Genomic DNA, 20278 nt, shown 5'->3' on the forward strand with positions numbered 1-20278 from the left:
CTGCCACCTACCCTGGTCCCGTGCCCGCCGACGACCTCACCCTCGCCGCGTACCTGCGCGCCGTCCGCGGCCGCCTCGCCCCGGAGTCGCTCGGACTGCCAGGCGGAGGTGTCCGCCGGGTTCCCGGGCTCCGCCGCGAGGAACTCGCGGTGCTGGGTGGCGTCAGCGTCGACTACTACACACGCCTCGAGCAAGGGCGGGAGGTGAGCCCCGGCGCCGCCGTGCTCGAGGGCATCGCCGACGGGCTCGAGCTCGAGGGCGACGAGCGCGCCCACCTGTTCGCGTTGGCAGGACTGGTTGCTTCCCCGCGAGTCCCCCGCGTGGCGACGTCGGTGACGCAGGCTCTCGGGCAGCTGCTGGACTCGTGGTCGACACACCCCGCCTTCGTGATCGACCCCGCGCACGAGATCCTCGCCGCGAACGCCCTGGCCCGTGCGGTGTACGCACCCTTCGGACGGTTCGACAACCTCGTGCGGATGACCTTCCTCGACCCGACGGCGCGGCACTTCCACGCCGACTGGACCCGCGCCGCCGACGCAACCGTCGCGAGCCTGCGGGCGGCGACCGCGGAGTTCGGGAGCGACCCGCGCCTCCTCCGTCTCATCGAGGAAGTGAACGACGCCAGCCCGGAGTTCGCCGAACGGTGGAGCACGCAACGGGTACGGCGCAAGACGACCACCGCGAAGCAGTTCGCGCACGGGGAGGTCGGGCGGCTGGAGTTCGACGCCCACACCTTCGCCGTCGAAGGGTCACCCGGCCTGCAGCTCGTCGTCTACGGCTGCGAGGCCGGCTCTGCAACGGCGCGCGCGCTGATCCTGCTCTCCATGGGCGCGGCGAGCGAATCGACGATCAGCGAGTAGTGCTCCCGTCAATCGGGGCGCTCACCTGCGCGGGCGACCGTTCGGTACCGCCCGGGCGGGAGCGACCGTTCACGGCTGAACGCTCGGCTGAACGCGTAGACGGAGGTGTACCCGACGTCGGCGGCGATCTTCTGGAGGCCGTCGTCGGTGTCACGGAGTCGACGCGCTGCGAGGTCCATCCTCCAGCGGGTGAGGTACTCCCCCGGCGTGGTGCCTGCGAACGTCCGGAAGCGGCGCACCAGCGTCTGCTTCGACGTCGCGATGTCACGTGCGAGCGCCTCGGTCGTCCAGGGGTGACCGGGAGCCTCGTGGATCCTCGTGACAGCCCGCATCAGGAGCGGGTCGCGGAGGACTCCCCACCACAAGGCGCCGGGTTCTGGCGAGGAGGCGAGCCAGGTCCGCAGGATCGCGACGAGGAGGACGTCGACGAGACGATCGAGGACGAGGTGGGTCGCGAGGCCGGGACGAGCGAGTTCGTGCCCGATGAGTCGGACGATGTCCGCGAGGCTCGCGTCGAGCTGCTGTGCTCGGAGGTGGATCACCGGAGGAAGCAGGGCGAAGACCGGTGTGGATCCAGCGGGGTCGTGCGCGTACGAAGCGCCCAGGATCTGCGTCTGCTCGTCCCCGTCACCCAGGCGCAGGAGGCCACCACCCCGGCGTGCCTCGTCGGCGGCCGCGACGTCGCAGGAGTGGATGCCGACGCCGGGCGCACTGGAGAGCGCATGGGCGGCGCCGGTGGTGAGGACGACGACGTCGCCCGTCGTCATGAGCCTCGGGGCCCCGCCCTCGACCGTCAGGTAGGCGACACCGACAGTGACCGCGTAGACGACGGCGTCGCGATCCCGGACCCACTCCACGCCCCAGTCTCCGGCGGCCGCGATCCGGGCGCCGGCACTCCCCCGGACTCCGGAGACGTCGAGCACTTCGGAGAGGACGTCCACTTCGACGAATGTACGCCGGACTTCCCGGATGGACCAGGGAACGATTCCGGATGGTCCTCGCGGACATGAACCTGGTCCTCAGGGTCATTGAACGTCCCACCGGCCGCTCCTAGCGTTGGCGACGTCCGGAGCACTCGTTCGGGACGGCAACCACACGAAGGAAGCAGTCACCATGAGCACGACCGAAGACGCCGTCCCCGATGGCCTGATGCCCGCCGACGTCCTGGCCTCGACGACCCCGGTGGCCGTCTACGGGTTCGCCCGCGCCCGGGCCGGCAAGGAGCAGGAACTCGAAGACGCGATCCGCGCGATCATCCCCGCGGTGCGATCCGAGCACGGCTACGAGCAGTACTCGGTGCACACCACGAAGGAGCAGCCCGGGGCGTTCGCGTTCTACGAGCGGTGGTCCTCCGGGGCGGACATCGCGCGCCACGTGCAGCAGCCGCACATGCAGGACTACTTCGGCAAGCTCGCGGACCTCGTCGAAGGCGACCTCGAAGCCGAATGGCTGTCGCCCCTCAGCGACTGACTGATCGCTGGCCGGTCCTGGTGGGAGACCGGCCAGCGGTGGCTCGGTGGGCCCTGCCGGGATCGAACCGACGACATCCACGGTGTAAACGTGGCGCTCTACCAGCTGAGCTAAAGGCCCTCACCACGATCCTAGGGCGTCAGCGCTCGATCGTCGTCGAACCGAGCGGGCACGTCACGACACCCCGCACCGGGGTCGGTCGCAGCGGATCACGAGTCCTTGCACGTCCTCGTCCCGGTCCTCCGACACGCCCCCCGACAGCACGATGGGGGTGTCGTCGGCACTGAGGCCGATCGCCAGCGTGCTGGTGCCCGACCGTTCGTCCTGCACCGGCGGGAACCGGGCGATCGTCGTCTGCTCGGAGTTGGTGCACCGCGCGTCACGGCACGAGAGCAGTCCCAGAGTGCCGCGTTCCTCGTCACGGACCGCGACGAGTGGCCGCCCCGATCGGTCGATGACGAACGCCGGAAGGAGGCTCGTCGGCCCCTTCGGCGTGATGTCCGTGTGCGACGAAGACGAGCACGACGCATCCGCGCAGAACGTCAGCCGTTGGGTCGAGACACCGTTCGACCGCGCGAGCACGACCGGGTTCCCGTCGCCGCCGATCGCCACCCGCGCGTCGTACGCCTCGTCCCACTCCCGGACCGGCTCCCCCGGCGGGATCGCGTGCGACAGGTCGCGGACGACGGGCTGGCCACCGTCCGGGCTGAACGACACCAGCCGAAGGGCGGTGAAGGTCGGCGAACGAGCGTCGGTCTCCGACACCAGCGAGACCACCGCGGTGCCGTCCGGCGCGACGGCGACGTCCACGCCCTGGTGGTCCAGCGGCGGGATCCACGGCAGCGCCACCTGCCGAACCGTGTGTTCGACGCAGGACACGTCCTCGCAGAACACGGCGACCAGGTGCGAGCGTCCTTCCGGTTCACCGCCGCGGGCGATCCCGACCACGACCGGCCGGTCGCCGGAACTCGCGACTGCGACGTCGGTCATCCAGTAGCTGACGCGGTCCCGGTCGGTCTCAACGATGTCGACGGCGGCGACCGTGGTGCGACGCCCTTCGGGGCGATCCACGGCCGGTGCCTCGTCGGCGGAGTCGCGCTTCTCCGCCCGTCTGCCCGCGGGCCAGGCGGCACCGTCCGACTTCGCCGCATCGAGTTGGTCCGGCCGGGAGTGCACGACTTCGAGCTCGTACTGCTGCGCTTCCTCGCCGTCGAACCGCACCTTCCACTGGGCGGTGAGCAACCCGCCGTCGCCCGCGCTGCCGACCGCGGATCCGAGTGTCCGGCTGGGCATCTCCATGGCCCCGTCACAGGACGCCTGTCCACACATCCGAAGGCTGCTCGGAGGCGTGTACGGCGCACTCACGACAGCGGTCTGCCCCGTGACGTCGGCGACGTCTCCACCGGAGATGGCGCGCGCAGCGACCGACGCTGCGTCGTACTGCACGGCGCCGAGCGGGTTGCTCGAGACGACCACCGCGAACACCACCGCCGGCACGAGCAACGCCGCTGCTCCAATGAGGCCGGGACTCGCCCGTCGTTCCCCGGCCGCCGAGTCCGCCACAAGTGGTGACCGAAGTCGACCGCCTTCGTTCCGCGTTGCGGCGCCGCGCACCGCGATCGCGACGACGAGCAGCACCAGTCCGGTCACGGCGACACAGCACCAGGCGACGATGACGCTGCTCCGGAGCGCGGACGGCGGCAACAGGCGCAGCAGCAGCAGGACGCCGACCCCGAGCACCGTCGTCAGTGTCGCTCCCCCGACGAGCGCACGACGCGGCGTCGCCGTCGCCTCGTGTCCACCGCGGACGACGACCCGACCAGACTCCCAGGCACGACGGAAGGCCGATCGACGGGGCACACCGGCCACGAGCAACGCCCAGCCGAGCAGCAGGGGCGCCACGATGACGGCACCGAGCACCAGCAGCACGACGATCACGACGGCGCCCCATCCACCTGCCCGCCACGACACAGCGGTGGCTGTCCCCGCCGCCACCGCCACCAACGCGACGAGAGCGGCGTCGACGACGAGCCACCGGTGGTGGACCGACCACCGCCAGGCGTCGCGCGGCCCCGCCACCGCGTCGTCTGCGGCCGCGAGCATGACCACGGTGGTTGCGGTCACCCCGAAACCGAGCCCGAGCGCCGCGATGAACGTGCCCATGGCGAGCAGGGCGACGGGTACCCCGGCCCCGTCGAGCGCCACGAACGCACCGTTCACCAGGGCGACTCGACCACCCCGGATGCCGAGCAACAGCACCACCCCGGCCAGCACCAGCCCGGCAGCGAACGGCACGACGAAGGCGAGCACCGCGCGGCCCCCGCTCCACGCGATCGACGGCACGGGTGGCGGACCGTACTGCCGCCGCACCGCGGTCTCGGTCGGTCCCGCGCTGGCGACACCCGTCCCCGGTCGTGCACCATCCATCTGCTCGTCCCCCTCCGACAGCGTCCGCCCATGCTGTCAGGTTCGACGCCGGACGTCCAGAAGGTGACATTTCAGCCGCATGCCCGCGCAGTGGCGGGAGTGGCCGACGCGAATGGTTTAGCCCGAGGCTTACTTTCGACGATATGAAGCTCTACGCTTAACCCATGCAGTCCGAGCCCGTGATCGCCGTGATCGTCGACCTGGTCGACTCCCGCACGCTCGAGGACCGCGCCGCAGCCCAGCAGGACGTCGAGCACGCCTTCGACAGTACCGCGGACGTCACCGCGCTCGACCCCCTCCGTGCCACGGTGGGCGACGAGTTCCAGGTCATCTACGGCACGCTCACCGACGCCCTCGTGGCGACGACGGCCGCGACCCTCGCACTCCCGCCGACCGTGCAGATCCGCCTCGGCATCGGCCGCGGACAGGTCCGGACGATCGGCACCGGCGGCGCCGGCCCGCTGCAGGACGGCCCGGGCTGGTGGTCGGCGCGGGACGCCATCAACGAGACCCACCGGCGCGAGGACGGCCGGACCGCGTTCCTGCGGTCCTGGTACCACGACGCCGACGACCGCCACGGAACGACGGAGCGACTCGTGAACGCCTACTTCCTCAGCCGCGACCACGTCGTCTCGCGACTCACACCCCGCGCCCGCCGGATCGCACTCGGTCTGGTGCAGGGCCGGACGCAGGCACAGATCGCCGCGGACGAGGGGATCACCCCGTCGGCGGTGTCCCAGTCCGTGCAGAAGTCGGGCGTCGCCGCCCTGGTCGAGGGCCTGCGTGTCCTCGGGGACGGGGGCCGCTGATGCTCGCCGGAGTCCTCCTGACCCTCGTCGGGCTCGCCGACGTCGTCCGCGCACGGACCGGGACCGACGCGGCACCACGGCGCGTGCTGACCACCACGGTGATCGTCCTGCTCTGGGCCGCCGTGGCAACTGTGGCGGTGCTCGGCCTCGGCCTCGCCGTCTGGTCGGTGCTGGTCGCGGTCGTCCTCGCTGCCCTGTGGGTCGCGACGACGATCCCGGTGCGGTCCGGCGGCGCACCCGGCGGTCGCGATCGGGCACTCCCCTGGCTCCGACGCTCCGGGTCCTGGCCGGCCGTCCTGCTCGCGGTCGCCGTCGCCGTGCTGCTGCTCTGGGCACCGGCTGTCGACCCCTCCGGCTTCGTGGTCGACTGGCACCGTGACGCCGGCCCGGCCTTCGTCGGAGCGGTGCCGCTCGCCGCGCTCGTCGCCGGCATCGGGTCCGCACTGTTCCTGGTCGACTCGGCCAACGTGGTCGTCGCCCAGGCGCTGCCGCCGGGGCTGTCGCCCGACGCACGGCCCGGTGCAGTGGCGGCCGAACCGACCCGCCGGAAGCGCTTCGACCGGCGCCGCACCACCCGGGCGCCCGGGGCAGACACGGACACGGACGGCACGGTCACCCTCAAGGGCGGACGCATGATCGGCCCGATCGAGCGTCTGCTCTTGGCCGGGTTCTCGTTGGCCGGCGCCTTCCCCGTCGTGGCGGCGCTGATCGCCGCCAAGGGGATCGTCCGCTTCCCCGAGATCCGCCGCGAGACGACCGGGTACCAGGCCGAGTACTTCCTGATCGGCAGCCTGGTGAGCTGGGCGATGGCGTTCGCCGCCGCCGGCATGTGCTGGTTGCTGGCACTGGGCTGACGAACGCACCCCGCCCCCGATCACCGCAGGTACGCTCTCCCCGTGAACGGTGTCGGAGTCGGTGTCCTCGACGAAGCCGGGCGGCTCCGCCTGCTCGGTGCGGGTGTGACGGGCGCGGCCTTCGCCGTCGTCCTGGTCATGCTGGTCCTGTCATCGTGGACCGAGGCGACCACCGCCGTCCTGGTCTCGGTCGGCATCCCGACCGCTGTGGCGGGTGCCGCGATCGCCGTCGTCCTGCAGCGCCGCGCCTGGCGCGCCGAGGGCGGCTACGAACGGTCGATCGTCGTGCGCGAGTGGATCGCCGACGGCCAGGTGCCCGACGGTGTACCGGCGGACCAGTGGATCCCGCTCGTGCAGGCCCAGGCCGACCGTGAGGGCGCCGGCTGGGGCAAGGTCGTCCTCGGCGTCCTGTGGATCGCGATGACCTGGTCGATGCGCGACCAGCACGGCACGCTCATCACGACGATGCTCATCCTGCTGTGGAGCGCGATGGCCCTGTGGGCAGCCGTCTGGGTCATCCCCCGCGCCCGGGCGGCGCGAGCGCTCCTGCGCCGCGGCGTCGCCACGATCGGCTGAACCCCGCTCGGCTGAACCCCGCTCGGCTGAACGCTCGGCTGAACCCCGCCCGTGCCCCTCTGACTACGCTCGGGTCCATGCAGAGTCGCACCCTCGGCCGCACCGGCCGCTCCGTCTCCCCCATCGGTCTCGGCACCTGGCAGTTCGGCGGTGACTGGGGTCCCGTCTCCGAAGCCGACGCGAACGCCGTCATGGACGCCTCCGTCGAGTCGGGTGTCACCCTGTTCGACACCGCCGACGTCTACGGCGACGGCCGGAGCGAGCAGCTCATCGGCGCGTGGCGTGCCGCGAACCCCGACGTGCCGCTGACGATCACCACGAAGATGGGTCGTCGCGCCGACCAGGTCCCGGAGAACTACGTCGCCGCGAACTTCCGCGAGTGGGTGGACCGCTCGCGGAAGAACCTGGGGCAGGACACCCTCGACCTCGTGCAGCTGCACTGCCCGCCGACCCCGGTCTACGAGGACGACGCCGTCTACGACGCCCTCGACGCGCTGGTCGCCGACGGCTCGGTCGCCGCCTACGGCGTCAGCGTCGAGACCGCCGACCAGGCCCTCACCGCGATCGCCCGGCCCGGCGTCGCGAGCGTCCAGATCATCCTCAACGCGTTCCGCCTCAAGCCGCTCGACCGCGTGCTGCCGGCCGCCCTGGAGGCAGGGGTCGGCATCCTGGCGCGCGTCCCGTTGGCCTCGGGGCTGCTCTCGGGCAAGTACACGACCGACACGTCGTTCGCCGAGGGCGACCACCGCAACTACAACCGCCACGGCGAGGCCTTCGACCAGGGCGAGACCTTCAGCGGCGTCGACTACGACGACGGCGTGCGCGCCGCGCAGACCTTCGCGGCGTCCCTGCCGGACGCCGTCTCGGTCCCGCAGGCTGCGCTGGCGTGGATCATCGCGCAGGACGGCGTCACCGCGGCGATCCCCGGCGCACGCAACCCGGAGCAGGCGCGCTCGAACGCCGCCGCCGGCGACCTGCCGCCGATCGAGGGGCTGGACGCCACCGTGCACGACCTGTACGACACGTGGTTCCGCGCGAGCGTCCACGACCGCTGGTGAGACGCCGGAGCGTCGCGGTCGCGGTGGCCGCACTCCTGCTGCTGTCCGGGTGCGCCGCATCCGGACCGGCCATTGCCCGCGACGCTCCGCCCTGGCCACGGCCGACCGACCTGACGGCCCGCGCCGAGTCCGCCGGGCTCCGGAACGTCTGGGGCGAACGGCTGGCCGAGCACGTGCACACGCACCTGACGATCCTGGACGGCGACGAACCGGTGACCGTCCCGGCGAACGTCGGGCACTCGGACAGCCGGAAGTTCGCCGCCGAGATCCACACGCACGACACCTCGGGCATCGTGCACGTCGAGTCCCCGACGGAGCAGACGTTCACGCTCGGGCAGTTCTTCGACGAGTGGGGCGTCTCGCTCGGCCCGGAGCACGTCGGTGGCCTGCGCGGCGAACTGACGGTGTGGGTCGACGGGCACCGGAGGATCGGCAACCCGCGCTCGATCGAGCTCACCGACCTGCGCCAGATCGTCCTCGTCGTCACGACCGTCGGCGAGGTCCCGCACCTGCCGGCGCCCTTCGACTGGCCGCCGCAGTACGACTAGCGCCGGAACCGGCTCGGCTCAGGCCTCCTTCGCCGCGACCCACGACAGGTCGAGGTCCCACTGCGCGACCGACCCGGCCGGCAGCTGCCACACGTACTCGTTCTTGAGCTTCTTGCCGTCCTCGCGGAACGGCCCCGTCCGGTACGGGTAGAACGCCACCGTCGGCAGCGTGCCCGGCGGCGCCGTGCGGATCGCGTTCGAGAAGTCCTTGTTCAACCGCCGCAGCTCGGCGATCACGTCACCCCGGGCGGCATCCGCGTCGAACCCGCCGGCACCCGAGGCGAGCTGGAACGCGATGTGCAGCTGCCGGTCACCGCGGTCGTCCTCGTAGCTGATCAGCCGGTGGTTCTCGACGGCCTCGAGCAGTTCCGGGTCGCCGTACACGACGTCCCGCACCACGTCGGGTGCGACGACGGCGCCGTTGTAGTCGACGGACAGGTCGGACCGGCCGTAGTGGAACAGCAGCGGCAGGTCGAGCTCGGCCTCGGCGGCGAGCGCCGCGTGTCCGGTCGCCCGCAGTACGGACCGCAGCTCCTTCATCCGCACCACGTGTCCGCGGTCGTGGATGTTGTAGCGGATGCGTGGGCTGATGTTCTCGGAGCGGGCGATGGTGACGACGAGTTCGCCGAGGTCGTTCGTCTCGATCAGGTAACCGAACGGGTTGAACTGGAACACCATCGGCAGCACCCCGTACTCGCCCTGCTTGGTGAGGGCGGCGGAGAGTTCCGGTGAGGCGGCGATCGCCCGGCGCAGCTGCACGCTGAACGGGGTCTCGATGCCGAGGTTGATCTCGAGGTCGCTCGCCCCGTAGGAGCCGAGCACGGCCTGCGCGTACTGCTCGATGTGGGCGCGCATGTTCTCGCTGATGCCCTCGCCCCCGAACGCGGCGACGATCGTGTACTGGCTCCAGTCGAGCCGGTCGTCCTCGAACAGGGCCTTCAGGAACGGTGGGTAGCTGCAGATGATGTAGGTGAAGTCGGTGCCGAACTCGCGCATCGTCTGCACGATCTTGTCGCGGTCCGGGCCGATCGACTTGATCATGGAGGACTCGGTGAGCGAGGCGGTCACGTTCATCCCGGTGGCCCAGGCCCCGAGCGAGAAGGCGTTGAGCACGAACGGCTGCTTCGACAGGTCCTTGGCGGTGCGGGAGAACCCGAGCTGCAGCAGCTGTCGGGTGGCCTGGCGTTCGTCGGGGCCGCGCACCCAGCTGGTCGGGGTGCCGCTCGACCCGCTGGACTCGTCGACGACGACGCCGCGTCGGGGCAGGCGGCCGTCGATGCAGCGCTCGGGGATGCTCCAGCGCTTGACGTAGGAGTCCTTGTCCATCTCGGGCAGTCCCGAGATCGCCGCGGCGATCCCGCCACGGGTGTCGAGCCTGGAGGCGCGTCCGGACTCCGCCAGGAAGGCCCGGTACGCGGGGACCCGCTTCGCAGCCCGTTCCGCGGTCCGCCAGGCGCGCCAGCGTCCGAGGGTCCAGCGGAGTGGCTCGATGCCCGGCGTGAGCAGGAGCTTGTGGGTGCCGACGCGGGGCATGAACAGTGCGACGAAGGTCTCGACCACCCACACCACCGAGAACACCGCTGCGCGCTTCACCGGGTCCCCCCGACGGTCATCGCTGCTGCGGGTCGGCGGTGTGCCAGGGGTGGTGGGTCGCTGTGTCCGAAGCGGAACAGCATCCAGGCCATCCGCCCGTCGGACTCGTCGACGCCCGCGCGTTCGACGAACGCGGCGTGTGACCGCGGGTTGGTGATCACGGTCCCGAAGGGGTGCATGGCGATGCCGCGTGCGGAGAACTCGAGCCAGATGCGCATGAAGACCCGTCCGGCCTCGACGTACTCGGCCGGGGTGCTGAACGGTCCCTCGAGCCAGGCGAGCTGTCGGACGCCCCGCATGGTGGACAGGTACACCCTGCGGAAGACCCCGCCGATGCCCGGGGCCTGCCAGAGTCCGCGGTGCTCCATGGCGAACCGGAGCACCGGGCCGGGCATGAGCATCGTCTCGGCGGACAGCCCGTCGCCGGTGGCCGCTGCCTGTCGCTTCGAGAACCGCAGCCAGTGCAGGATCTCGTCGTGCACGGCGTCGTGCTGCAGGTCGTCGAACAGGGTCTCCTGGTTGACGCGCACGATCTCGTCGACGGTGGCCCGGTCGTCGGTGGTGCGGAAGCGTTGCCCGGCCGCCGACGCGATGGCGGACGCGGCCTCGATCGCGGTGGCGTCGACGAGCGTTGCGTCGTAGGGCCTGCGTGAGGTTCGCCGTGCGAGGAAGCCGGCCAGGGCCTCCCGGTCGTCCGTGGTGACCACGTGCGGACGCAACGTCACCGTGCCCAGCCGGTGCAGGTGGTCGTCCGCACCAGCGTCGAGCCGACCGAAGTCCATCTCGGCGTGGTCGAGCCGTTCCTGCACGGTGAACCCGTGCGCTCGTGTCACCACGTCGAGCCCTGCGAGGAACACCCCGGCGCAGACGTGCCCGAACGGGATGCCGAACGACTCCGCCGGCAACCCCCGTCGCAGGTCGTAGAACACGGTCGCGGTGCGGTCGTCCTCGACGCGCACGACGATCGGTTGCGAGTTGTGCGGCGACGGGTAGTGCCGCGCGTCCTCGATGATGCCCGTCCACGGTGATGCCATCGTTCCCCCTCGGTGGTCCCTGGCGACGATCATACGAACCCCCTCGGCGCCCCATGCCCCTCGGGGAATGCGCTGTGGAGAACTCGTGCGTAGCCTGCTCCTCGTGATGACCATCCGCACCGGCACCGACCTCGCCGCGGTCGAGGACGTCGTCGACGCCGTGACGGCGCACGGCGAGCGGTACCTGGACCGGGTGTTCACCCTGCGGGAACGCACCGACACCGGCGACGACCCGGAGCGCCTCGCTGCCCGGTTCGCGGGCAAGGAGGCCGTCGTGAAGCTGCTCCGGCCGGCTCCGGACCAGGCGATCCCGCTGCGGGACGTCGCCGTCGTGCTCGATGCCGGCGGGGCCCCAACGGTCGAGCTGTCCGGGGCGGCCGCGGCCCTGGCGGAGTCGATCGGGTGCGGCCCGATCGCGGTCTCGTTGGCACACGAACGGGGGCTCGCGGTGGCGACGGCGGTGGCCCTCTCGGAGCGCTGACCCGGCGCTCCGGACAGGGGTGCGGTTTCCCGCACCGGCACGGCGGTTTCCCGAGGGCCGTTCCTCTTTACGGTTGCAGTCATGGAACAGGACCCGAACCCCTCCAGCACCACCGCGACGATCGCCGACCCGGCCACCGACCGGGCCGTCCGTCGCGCCCTCGCCGAGCACGGCCGGCTGACGGTCGACGCGTGGGACGTCGCGTCGATCGCCGACCTCTACGCCCTCGGCCTGACCTCGCACGCCACCGTCAACGTGATGCTCGCGGTGGAGTCGGACCTCGACGTCGAGTTCCCCGACTCCGTGCTGAACCGGTCCACCTTCGCGAGCGTCGAGTCGATCACCGCGGCCGCGGAGCTCGCGTCGTGACCCTGGTCCTGCCCGCTCCGTCGGTCATCGACCGCTTCGCCGAGCGTGCGAGCGCGGTGGCCGAGGTCGCCGCACAGTTCGCCGACGAGGTCGACCGCGACGCTCGACCCCCGCGCGAGGCCATCGCCGCGATGCGGGAGTACGGCCTGCTCGCGGCAGCGGTGCCGACCGAGCACGGTGGCGAGGGTGCCTCCGTGGCCGAGCTCTCCGCGATCGCGACCGAACTCGGCCGGGCCTGTGCCGCGACCGGCATGGTGTTCGCGATGCACCAGGGCCAGGTCATGGCGCTCTGGCGGCACGGCGGCGACGGTGCCGGCGTGCTCGAGACCATCGAGGCCGTCCGTGGCGGTGCGCTCGTCGCGTCGGCCACCACCGAGCGCGGCGTCGGCGGTGACGCGCGGCGGTCCACGTGTTCCATCGAGCCGACCGACGACGGCCGGATCCGCCTGCGCAAGGACGCGCCGGTGATCTCGTACGCCACCGAGGCCGACGCGGTGTTCGTCACCGCCCGACGCGACCCGGACGCCCCGGCGTCGGACCAGCGACTGCTCATCTGCCGCACCGACACGATGGTCCTGTCGCAGACGTCCACCTGGGACACCATGGGGCTCCGCGGTACGTGCAGCAACGGGTGGATCCTCGACACCGAGACGACGATCGACCGCGTGTTCCGCGACGACTACGCCACGATCTCCGCCCAGACCGTGCTGCCGGTGTCGCACGTGCTCTGGGCCTCGGTCTGGCTCGGCATCGCGGTCTCGTCCGCCGAACGTGCCCGCAGCGCCGTCCGCAAGCAGGCCCGCGCCGCCGTCGGGACGACCCCGCCCGGTGCGCTGCGGCTGGCCGAGCTCCTGGTCGACCTGCAGGCCCTGGCCGACTCGGTGCGCCACGCCGCCGAACGGTTCGACGCTGCCGCCGACGACCCGGACGTGCTGGCCTCGAGCGCGTACGCCCTCGCCGCGAACGCTCTGAAGATCGGTGCGTCCGAGCGCGTCACCGACATCGTCACGAAGGCGCTGCGCATCGTCGGGATCGCGGGCTACGCCGCCTCGGGTCCGATGAGCATCGCCCGACACCTCCGAGACGCCCACGGGGCCGCCGTCATGGTGAGCAACGACCGTCTCCTCAAGAACGACGCAGACCTGGCCATCATGACGGGAGTGATCCTGTGACCATCACGGACACCACCACGCACACCACCGACACCAGCACCGCGGACACCGCCGCCGCGCTCGACGCCGCCCGCGCCGCCCTCCGCGCCCGCCTGCTCACCGACCGCGTCCTCCTCGACCTCGGCACGCCCGGCCTCTACGGCCGCACCGGGGTCTTCGAGCGCGTGTACGCCGCGGTCGACGCCGCAGCGGTGCGCAGCCAGCAGCACCTCGGCGCCGAGGTCCTGCGCTTCCCGCCGGTCGAGCCGCTCGCGTCGTTCGAGCGCACCGACTACATCGCGTCGTTCCCGGACCTCGCCGCGTCGATCTCCGGGTTCACCGGCGACGACCGCACCCACCGCGCACTGCTCGCCGCCCGCGAGCGCGGTGAGCGCTGGGAGGGGTTCCTCGAGCCGGCCGACCTCATGCTCACCCCCGCGGTCTGCCACCCGGTCTACGGCCTGATCGGCGACACCGTGCCCCGGCAGGGTCGGTTCTTCGACGTCCTCGGCGACTCCTTCCGCCGGGAGCCCTCGCTCGACCCGATGCGCCTGCAGGCGTTCCACATGCACGAGTTCGTGCACGTCGGCACGCCCGCGTCCGCGGCGGCCCACCGGGACGGCAGCATCCCGGTGATGCGCGCGCTGCTCGAGTCGTTCGGGCTCGAGATCGACGTCGTCCCCGCGAACGACCCCTTCTTCGGCCGCGTCGGGCAGATGCTCGCCCGCAACCAGGTCGAGCAGGCGCTCAAGTTCGAGTTCGTGACGAAGGTCTACGGTCCCGACCACGACGCCACCGCGATCAGCTCCGCGAACCTGCACGAGGACCACTTCGGCACCTCGTTCGGCCTCCGCACCGAGGACGGAGAGGTCGCGCACAGCGCCTGCATCGCGTTCGGCCTGGAGCGCATCACCATCGCCCTGTTCGCCGCCCACGGCACGGACCTCGACGCCTGGCCGGCGTCCGCCCGCGCGGCCCTCGCCCTGTGACCACGCTCCACGGCTGGTCCGGATCGCCGGCGATCCGCGCCGCGGTCCAGCTCCCCGCCGCCGCGCGCGCCGGTGTCGTCGTCTGCCCGCCGCTCGGGCAGGAGGGCGTCATCGCGTACCGCACGCTCCGTCTGCTGGCCGACCGCCTGGAGGCCCGTGGCATCGCCTCGGTGCGCTACGACCCGTCCGGACGTGGTGACGGCGCCCCCGACACCACGCCGGACGCGCAGGTCCGGTCCGCGCGCCACGCCGCCGCCGTGCTCCGCACGACGGGGGTGCAGCACGTCGCCTTCGTCGGGCTGGCCTCGGCGGCCCTCGTCGCGGCGAACGCGGCCGCGGACGCCGACGGCCTCGTCGTCTGGGACGCCCCGGCATCGGGCAAGGGCTGGCTCCGTCGGCAGCGCGCCCTCGCGACCATCACGATCGGTGCCGACCGCGTGGTCGACGGCGTCGAGAGCCTCATCGGGTTCGACGTCGAGCCGGACGAGGCCGCCGCACTCTCGGACCTCGCCTTCGCCCCGCGCACCGGGCCCACCGTCGCGCTCGTCCGCCCGGGTGCCCGGCCACCGAAGCCCCTCGGCGGCGTCGACGTGACCGAGGTCACCGGCAGCGCCGAGCTCCTCGACGGCACGAGCATCCACGCCCGCATCCCCGGAGCCGCCGTCGACACCGTCGTCGCCTGGCTCGACACGTGGGCACCCGAGACGGCGGTGCCCGTCCGCGCGCCCGTCCTCGACGAGGTCCTCGACGTCGACGGGCGCGTGTCGGAGCGGATCGTCCACCTCGGTGATCAGGGGCTGTTCGGGATCGAGACCGTCTCGTCCGCCCAGCACCACGACGCCCCCGTCGTCGTGCTCCACAGCGGCGGCGCCGAGCACCGCGTGGGCGCCACCGACTACCAGGTCGAACTCGCCCGCGCCCTCGCCCGCGACGGCGCCCGGGTCGTCCGGGTCGACCGCCGTGCCACCGGCGAGAGCACCGGCGTGCACGAGGACGAGCGGAGCTTCCTGTTCGCGCAGGAGTGGGTCGAGGACCAGTCCGCCGTCGTCACCGCACTCGCCACACCCTCGGACCGGCTCGTGCTCGTCGGCATGTGCGCCGGCGCCTGGGTCGCGGGCCGCGCCGTCGAGGAGGCCCCGCGCCTGGTCGTCGAGATCAGCCCGAACGACTACCGTCGCGTCCCGGCCGAGCCCGGCTCGTACGCCGACGGGGTCCGGGCGATCGACGCCCCGTCGCCCGCCCGGATGTGGGTGCGCGAGCGGTACAACCGGTTCGTGCCGAAGGCCGTCCGCGACCGGATCGCCCGTCGCGACCGGATGGGCGGGGTCGTCGGCCACGTCCGCCCGCTCGTCGAGCACGGCACCGACGTCGTCGTGATCGTCGCTCCCGAGGACGCAGCCCTGTTCGACCGGCTCGGTGGGCAGAAGGCCGTCCGGCGCTGGCCCGGTGACGACCGTCGCGGCTCGGTGTCCGTCGTCCGCGTCGAGGACGGCGACCACGCGCTGTTCTCCCCGGCCATGCGCGAGGCCGTCGTCGCCGAGGTGCGCTCCCGCGTCGCGGCGACGTTCCCCGTCCACACCTGACGCGGCCCGACCGGCTCAGCGGAGGCCGAGCTCCCGCGCGACGGCGTCGGGACGCTCGACGTGTGCGAAGTGCCCGCAGTCGTCGAGCAGCACCGTCCGGATCTGCGGCACGAGCACCCGCAGCGCCTCGAGGTCCGAGACGCGGGCGAACACGTCGTCGCGCCCGGCGATCGCCGTCACCGGGCAGGTGACGGCGCGCCACCGGGCGACGTCGTACGCAGCCGCCGACCGTGCCGCCTCGGTGAACTGCTCCGGCCGGAGTTCCTCGACGAAGGCCTCGAGCACGCTCGGGTCCAGGCGTCGCACGTGCGTGAACACCGGCGCCGCGACGAGCGGCAACAGACCGACCCGTGCGATCCCCCGGAGCAGCGGACGAGCGGCGCGACCGGTCACCGTGAGGCCCGCACGCAGCAGGGTGAACGCCGGCAGGGTGCCGAGCGCCCGCACCGGGTGCCGAGCTGCACCGGCGGTCGCGACCGTGGTGCCGGACACCAGGGCGAGCGACCGCACCCGCTCGGGCGCCACCACCGCCAGGTGCAACCCGACGAACGCGCCCATGGAGTGCCCGACCACGTCGACCGCGCCGAGACCCAGCGCGCCGAGGACAGCCGACACGGCACCCGTGACGGCGTCCAGTCCGAGCGGACCGTCCGGAGCCGGCGAGGACCCCCAGCCGGGCAGGTCGACGAGCACCAGGCCGCGGTCGCCGACGCCCTGTGCGGCGTGCAGCAAGGGTGTCCACGTCGACCAGGAGCCGGCGACGCCGTGCAGCAGCAGGAGCGGGTCCGGGCCGGCGCGGTGGTGCACCACGACGGGCCCGGTCGGGGCCTCCACGACCGTGCGGGTCAGCCCCCAGGTGCCGGGCGTGACGCGCACCGGGTACGGGGCGTACGCGTCAGCGGCGACCCCGTGACCACGTGGGTCGGTGTCGATGGCGTGCACCGGGCCTCCTGTCCGACCGTCGACGCGGACGCGTCCGTCAGGAGGGATTCGGAACGCTAGCCGACGGGGACGGGTGCCGAGCAGGCGGCGAGCCGGTCGAGGGCCGCCTTGTACTCGGCGACGTCGCGCTGCAGGCCGGGCTCGGTGATGATCGAGGCCTTGATGCGGCCCTGCACGTCGATGACGAAGGTCGCGCGCGTGGCGAAGCCCTTGTTCTCGAGGAACACGCCGTACTCCTTCGAGACCGCGCCGTGCGGCCAGAAGTCGGCGAGCAGCTCGAAGTCGTAGCCGTTCGTCTCGGCGAACGACCGCAGCGTCGCCTTCGAGTCGACCGAGATGCCGAGGAGCTCGATGCGCTGGTCCTGGAACATCGTGATGTTGTCCTGCAGGGTGCAGAGCTCGTTCGTGCACCCGGACGAGAACGCCAGCGGGAAGAAGACGAGTGCGACCGGGCGGTTGCCGCGGAAGTCGCTGAGTCGGACGTGCTCACCGAACTGGTTCGGGAGCTCGAAGTCCGGCGCGAGTGAGCCGATCTCCAGTGCCATCGCTACGTGTGCTTCTTCCTCGGGCGAGGGGTGTGCCCGTCGGGTCCGTGCGCCGCAGATCGCGTGTGCACGATCGGCCATGCTACGCCGACGACACGCGAATGCAAGCACCCGTCCACCTGCACGTCACCATCAGCATCAGCGTCGGTCCTGGGGCCTAGAGTGGACGGGGCCCCAGCCGGTCGCGACCCGACCACCGGAGCCACCATGTCCACCACCACGAGAACGAACGAGGTCAAGGGTGACGGTGAACGACCAGGACCCGTACAGCGCCGGGGCGAACGACCAGGATCCGCAGGAGACCGCCGAATGGCGTGAGTCCCTCGACGGGCTGGTCCAGACCCACGGACACCAGCGCGGTCGCGAGATCATGCTGAGCCTGCTCAAGCGGTCCAAGGAACTGCACCTCGGTGTGCCGATGGTCCCGACGACGGACTACGTGAACACCATCGCGCCGGAGAACGAGCCGGAGTTCCCCGGCGACGAAGAGCTGGAGCGCCGGTACCGCCGCTGGATCCGCTGGAACGCAGCCATCACGGTGCACCGTGCACAGCGTCCCGGCATCGGGGTCGGCGGGCACATCTCGACGTACGCGTCCAGCGCTGCGATGTACGAGGTCGGCTACAACCACTTCTTCCGCGCGCAGGACCACCCCTCCGGTGGCGACCAGGTCTTCTTCCAGGGCCACGCCTCCCCCGGCATGTACGCCCGCGCGTACATGGAAGGGCGCCTCTCCGAGGACCAGCTCGACGGGTTCCGGCAGGAGAAGTCGCACGCCGGCGGCGGCCTGTCGTCGTACCCGCACCCGCGCCTCATGCCGCACTTCTGGCAGTTCCCGACCGTGTCGATGGGCATCGGCCCGATCAACGCGATCTACCAGGCGCAGCAGGCCAAGTACCTGTCGAACCGCGGCATCAAGGACGCCATGGGCCAGCAGGTCTGGGCGTTCCTGGGCGACGGCGAGATGGACGAGGTCGAGTCCCGCGGGCAGCTCCAGGTCGCCGCGAACGACGGCCTCGACAACCTGAACTTCGTCATCAACTGCAACCTGCAGCGACTCGACGGTCCGGTCCGTGGCAACGGCAAGATCATCCAGGAGCTCGAAGCGTTCTTCCGCGGTGCGGGCTGGAACGTCATCAAGGTCGTCTGGGGCCGCGAGTGGGACGACCTGCTCGCCCGTGACACCGAGGGCGCGCTCCTCAACCTGATGAACCAGACGCCGGACGGCGACTACCAGACGTACAAGGCCGAGAACGGTGCCTACGTGCGCGAGAACTTCTTCGGGCGCGACCCGAAGGCGCTCGAGCTCGTCAAGGACTACACCGACGACCAGATCTGGAACCTCAAGCGCGGTGGCCACGACTACCGCAAGGTCTACGCCGCGTTCAAGGCCGCGACCGAGCACAAGGGCCAGCCGACCGTCATCCTGGCGAAGACGGTCAAGGGCTACGGCCTCGGCCCGAGCTTCGAGGGCCGCAACGCGACCCACCAGATGAAGAAGCTCACGCTCGACAACCTCAAGCAGTTCCGCGACGAGATGCGCATCCCGATCTCCGACGCGCAGCTCGAGGAGAACCCCTACACGCCGCCGTACTACCACCCGGGCAACGACGACGAGGCGATCCAGTACATGCACGAGCGTCGACGCGCGCTCGGTGGCTACGTGCCGGAACGTCGCACGAAGTACACGCAGTTCACGCTGCCGGACGACTCGAAGTACCAGGTCGTCAAGAAGGGCTCCGGCAAGCAGGAGGTCGCCACCACCATGGCGTTCGCGCGCCTGCTGAAGGACCTGCTGCGCTCGCCCGACTTCGGCGATCGCGTGGTCCCGATCATCCCGGACGAAGCACGCACCTTCGGCATGGACGCCTACTTCCCGTCGGCGAAGATCTACAACCCGAACGGCCAGCACTACACGTCGGTCGACCGCGAGCTCCTGTTGGCCTACAAGGAGAGCCCGCAGGGCCAGATCATCCACGTCGGCATCAACGAGGCGGGCGCCCTCGCGGCGTTCACCGCGGTCGGTACCTCGTACTCGACGCAGGGCGAGCCGCTCATCCCGGTCTACGTCTTCTACTCGATGTTCGGGTTCCAGCGCACCGGCGACGCCATCTGGGCCGCCGGCGACCAGATGACCCGTGGCTTCATGATCGGCGCCACCGCCGGCCGCACCACGCTGACGGGCGAAGGCCTGCAGCACGCGGACGGCCACTCGCCGCTCCTCGCCACGACGAACCCGGCCGTCGTCTCGTACGACCCGGCGTACGGCTACGAGATCGGCCACATCGTCAAGGCCGGCCTCGACCGCATGTACGGCACGAACGAGGACGGCTCGCCGAAGCACGCCGACCCGAACGTCATGTACTACCTGACGGTCTACAACGAGCCGCTGGTGCAGCCGGCCGAGCCCGAGGGCGTCGACGTCGAGGGCATCCTCAAGGGGATGTACCTGCTCAAGGCGAGCGAGCACGACGGCCCGAAGGCCCAGCTGCTCGCGTCCGGTGTCGCCGTGCCGTGGATCCTCGAGGCGCAGCAGCTCCTCGCCGAGGACTGGGGCGTGTCGGCCGACGTCTGGAGCGTCACGAGCTGGGGTGAGCTGTACCGCGACGGTGTGGCCGCCGAGCAGCAGGCGTTCCTCAACCCGAACGAGCCGGCCCGCACGCCGTTCGTCACCGAGCGTCTGCTCGGCACCGAGGGCCCGGTCGTCGCCGTGAGCGACTTCATGCACCTGGTGCAGGAGCAGATCCGCCCGTTCGTGCCGACCGACTACGCCACGCTCGGCGCCGACGGCTTCGGCTTCTCGGACACCCGTCCGGCCGCTCGCCGCTTCTTCCACATCGACGGCCCCTCGGTCGTCGTGCGGACGCTGCAGCAGCTCGCCCGCCAGGGCAAGGTCGACGGCGCGCTCGTCCAGCAGGCGATCGACAAGTACCGCCTGCACGACGTGACCGCCGGCACCACCGGCAGCGCGGGCGGCGAGAGCTGATCA

General features: G+C 71.6%; 19 protein-coding genes and 1 tRNA gene. 13 read left to right on the forward strand and 7 right to left on the reverse strand.

Translation table 11 applies throughout. The features are described 5' to 3' along the window. Positions 1–20 precede the first annotated feature (20 nt). A complete protein-coding gene (locus BIU89_RS15415) occupies positions 21–860 on the forward strand; it encodes a helix-turn-helix transcriptional regulator (protein WP_071247995.1) in 840 nt (279 codons plus the stop codon). 8 nt (positions 861–868) lie between these two features. On the opposite strand, the gene BIU89_RS15420 is transcribed toward BIU89_RS15415, so the two are convergent. Continuing rightward, positions 869–1801, reverse strand: a complete 933-nt coding sequence (locus BIU89_RS15420; RefSeq protein WP_071247998.1) for an AraC family transcriptional regulator — start codon at positions 1799–1801, stop codon at positions 869–871. 172 nt (positions 1802–1973) lie between these two features. On the opposite strand from BIU89_RS15420, the gene BIU89_RS15425 reads away from it, so the two are divergent. Then, on the forward strand, positions 1974–2330 hold the full coding sequence (locus BIU89_RS15425) for a putative quinol monooxygenase (RefSeq protein ID WP_071248173.1): 357 nt from the start codon (positions 1974–1976) through the stop codon (positions 2328–2330). A 47-nt stretch (positions 2331–2377) separates the two neighbouring features. Here the strand turns inward: BIU89_RS15425 and BIU89_RS15430 are convergent. Together BIU89_RS15430 and BIU89_RS15435 are read right to left on the reverse strand one after the other, a co-directional pair. Beyond that, positions 2378–2450: transfer RNA gene (locus BIU89_RS15430), tRNA-Val, on the reverse strand. 54 nt (positions 2451–2504) lie between these two features. Then, the gene (locus BIU89_RS15435; RefSeq protein WP_139179267.1) at positions 2505–4673 is read right to left on the reverse strand and encodes a hypothetical protein; all 2169 of its coding nucleotides are present in this window, start codon (positions 4671–4673) and stop codon (positions 2505–2507) included. A gap of 248 nt (positions 4674–4921) precedes the next feature. Here BIU89_RS15435 and BIU89_RS15440 point away from each other — a divergent pair, with 248 nt between their 5' ends. From BIU89_RS15440 to BIU89_RS15460, 5 genes are all read left to right on the forward strand, one after another. Beyond that, entirely contained in the window at positions 4922–5566 is a 645-nt protein-coding gene (locus tag BIU89_RS15440; protein ID WP_071248004.1) for a SatD family protein, read from the forward strand. After that, the gene (locus BIU89_RS15445; protein WP_071248007.1) at positions 5566–6420 is read left to right on the forward strand and encodes a hypothetical protein; all 855 of its coding nucleotides are present in this window, start codon (positions 5566–5568) and stop codon (positions 6418–6420) included. Before BIU89_RS15440 ends, BIU89_RS15445 begins: the two co-directional genes overlap by 1 nt. Positions 6421–6462: 42 nt before the next feature. Further along, a complete protein-coding gene (locus tag BIU89_RS15450; protein WP_071248010.1) occupies positions 6463–6996 on the forward strand; it encodes a hypothetical protein in 534 nt (177 codons plus the stop codon). Between the two features lie 77 nt (positions 6997–7073). Then, on the forward strand, positions 7074–8054 hold the full coding sequence (locus tag BIU89_RS15455) for an aldo/keto reductase (RefSeq protein WP_071248013.1): 981 nt from the start codon (positions 7074–7076) through the stop codon (positions 8052–8054). Continuing rightward, positions 8051–8602 (forward strand): hypothetical protein, encoded by a 552-nt coding sequence (locus tag BIU89_RS15460; RefSeq protein ID WP_071248016.1) that lies wholly within the window; start codon positions 8051–8053, stop codon positions 8600–8602. The genes BIU89_RS15455 and BIU89_RS15460 overlap by 4 nt, the downstream gene beginning before the upstream one ends. 18 nt (positions 8603–8620) lie before the next feature. Here BIU89_RS15460 and BIU89_RS15465 read toward each other — a convergent pair whose 3' ends face one another. Then, a complete protein-coding gene (locus BIU89_RS15465) occupies positions 8621–10195 on the reverse strand; it encodes a phenylacetate--CoA ligase family protein (RefSeq protein ID WP_254791666.1) in 1575 nt (524 codons plus the stop codon). Beyond that, a complete protein-coding gene (locus BIU89_RS15470) occupies positions 10192–11229 on the reverse strand; it encodes a hypothetical protein (protein WP_071248019.1) in 1038 nt (345 codons plus the stop codon). Before BIU89_RS15470 ends, BIU89_RS15465 begins: the two co-directional genes overlap by 4 nt. A 106-nt stretch (positions 11230–11335) precedes the next feature. On the opposite strand from BIU89_RS15470, the gene BIU89_RS15475 reads away from it, so the two are divergent. From BIU89_RS15475 to BIU89_RS15495, 5 genes are all read left to right on the forward strand, one after another. Beyond that, positions 11336–11710: a holo-ACP synthase gene (locus BIU89_RS15475; protein ID WP_171907809.1), complete on the forward strand. Its 375-nt coding sequence runs from the start codon at positions 11336–11338 to the stop codon at positions 11708–11710. Between the two features lie 81 nt (positions 11711–11791). After that, the gene (locus BIU89_RS15480) at positions 11792–12079 is read left to right on the forward strand and encodes an acyl carrier protein (protein WP_051596691.1); all 288 of its coding nucleotides are present in this window, start codon (positions 11792–11794) and stop codon (positions 12077–12079) included. Further along, on the forward strand, positions 12076–13251 hold the full coding sequence (locus BIU89_RS15485; RefSeq protein WP_071248024.1) for an acyl-CoA dehydrogenase family protein: 1176 nt from the start codon (positions 12076–12078) through the stop codon (positions 13249–13251). Before BIU89_RS15480 ends, BIU89_RS15485 begins: the two co-directional genes overlap by 4 nt. Further along, complete coding sequence (locus tag BIU89_RS15490; protein ID WP_083404418.1) at positions 13248–14219, forward strand: amino acid--[acyl-carrier-protein] ligase; 972 nt, start codon at positions 13248–13250, stop codon at positions 14217–14219. The genes BIU89_RS15485 and BIU89_RS15490 overlap by 4 nt, the downstream gene beginning before the upstream one ends. Further along, positions 14216–15802 (forward strand): alpha/beta fold hydrolase, encoded by a 1587-nt coding sequence (locus BIU89_RS15495; RefSeq protein WP_071248027.1) that lies wholly within the window; start codon positions 14216–14218, stop codon positions 15800–15802. The genes BIU89_RS15490 and BIU89_RS15495 overlap by 4 nt, the downstream gene beginning before the upstream one ends. Before the next feature lie 15 nt (positions 15803–15817). On the opposite strand, the gene BIU89_RS15500 is transcribed toward BIU89_RS15495, so the two are convergent. Then, the gene (locus tag BIU89_RS15500; protein WP_071248030.1) at positions 15818–16744 is read right to left on the reverse strand and encodes an alpha/beta fold hydrolase; all 927 of its coding nucleotides are present in this window, start codon (positions 16742–16744) and stop codon (positions 15818–15820) included. 56 nt (positions 16745–16800) lie between these two features. After that, positions 16801–17289 (reverse strand): peroxiredoxin, encoded by a 489-nt coding sequence (locus tag BIU89_RS15505; RefSeq protein WP_071248033.1) that lies wholly within the window; start codon positions 17287–17289, stop codon positions 16801–16803. A 241-nt stretch (positions 17290–17530) separates the two neighbouring features. Between BIU89_RS15505 and aceE the strand changes: the two genes are divergently transcribed. Continuing rightward, complete coding sequence (gene aceE / locus BIU89_RS15510) at positions 17531–20275, forward strand: pyruvate dehydrogenase (acetyl-transferring), homodimeric type (RefSeq protein ID WP_071248036.1); 2745 nt, start codon at positions 17531–17533, stop codon at positions 20273–20275. Positions 20276–20278 lie beyond the last annotated feature (3 nt).

Source organism: Curtobacterium sp. MCBA15_005 (assembly GCF_001864855.1).
GTDB classification, from domain to species: Bacteria; Actinomycetota; Actinomycetes; order Actinomycetales; family Microbacteriaceae; genus Curtobacterium; species Curtobacterium flaccumfaciens.

Excerpts from the sequence above, each read along its gene's own strand:
- BIU89_RS15425 (WP_071248173.1), top strand. The coding sequence starts at position 1,974 with ATGAGCACGACCGAAGACGCCGTCCCCGATGGCCTGATGCCCGCCGAC.
- BIU89_RS15440 (WP_071248004.1), top strand. The coding sequence starts at position 4,922 with ATGCAGTCCGAGCCCGTGATCGCCGTGATCGTCGACCTGGTCGACTCC.
- BIU89_RS15445 (WP_071248007.1), top strand. The coding sequence starts at position 5,566 with ATGCTCGCCGGAGTCCTCCTGACCCTCGTCGGGCTCGCCGACGTCGTC.
- BIU89_RS15455 (WP_071248013.1), top strand. The coding sequence starts at position 7,074 with ATGCAGAGTCGCACCCTCGGCCGCACCGGCCGCTCCGTCTCCCCCATC.
- BIU89_RS15470 (WP_071248019.1), bottom strand. The coding sequence starts at position 11,229 with ATGGCATCACCGTGGACGGGCATCATCGAGGACGCGCGGCACTACCCG.
- BIU89_RS15475 (WP_171907809.1), top strand. The coding sequence starts at position 11,336 with ATGACCATCCGCACCGGCACCGACCTCGCCGCGGTCGAGGACGTCGTC.
- BIU89_RS15480 (WP_051596691.1), top strand. The coding sequence starts at position 11,792 with ATGGAACAGGACCCGAACCCCTCCAGCACCACCGCGACGATCGCCGAC.
- BIU89_RS15505 (WP_071248033.1), bottom strand. The coding sequence starts at position 17,289 with ATGGCACTGGAGATCGGCTCACTCGCGCCGGACTTCGAGCTCCCGAAC.